A 699-nucleotide genomic window follows, 5' to 3' on the forward strand; every position below is an offset into this window, starting at 1 on the left:
AGCCGACCGTAAGCGAATTAAAGAGCTAGAAAAAGAGTTAAAACGTAAGGATGCAGCCCTAGCTGAAACCGCGGCATTATTGGTGTTAAGAAAAAAGTTAAATGCCTACTGGGGGGAAGACGAGGACAGTTAACCTCACTCTCAGATAGGCTGCATTACACATCCTTGATTGATAATGCCGTTACCTCAGGCGCAAGAAAAGAGAAAGCCTGTGAAGAAATTGGTTTGTCTATACGGACGTTACAGCGCTGGCAAGAAGGCGGTGAAATCATCGGTGATAAAAGGCCTATAGCGGATAGACCCCAGCCCCCAAATAAGCTAACAGAGGAAGAACAGCAAGCCATATTAGCTATCAGTAATCAAGAAGAATATGCTAATTTAGGGCCAAGCCAGATAGTACCAATGCTGGCAGATAATGGGCAATATATCGCATCTGAATCAAGCTTTTATCGTGTGCTGAAGGCCAACAACCAACTCACTCATAGAGGAAAAGAAAAACCTAAAGGTAGCCGAGCTAAGCCTAGGGGATACACAGCGACAGGACCAAATCAAGTGTGGACCTGGGATATCAGCTACTGTCCTTCAACAGTGATTGGACGGTTTTTCTACCTTTACATGATAATCGACATTTTCAGTCGTAAAATTGTGGGTTGGGAAGTTCATGATAGTGAATCAGGTGACTATGCTGCAAAGTTACTT

At 43.8% G+C, this 699-nt stretch carries 1 pseudogene; it reads left to right on the forward strand.

The features are described 5' to 3' along the window. A pseudogene (locus IEY42_RS22240) lies at nt 1-699 on the forward strand (DDE-type integrase/transposase/recombinase); the annotation flags it as partial.

Origin of the sequence: Shewanella algicola (assembly GCF_014648035.1) — a bacterium.
In the GTDB taxonomy this organism is placed as follows: Bacteria; Pseudomonadota; Gammaproteobacteria; order Enterobacterales; family Shewanellaceae; genus Shewanella; species Shewanella algicola.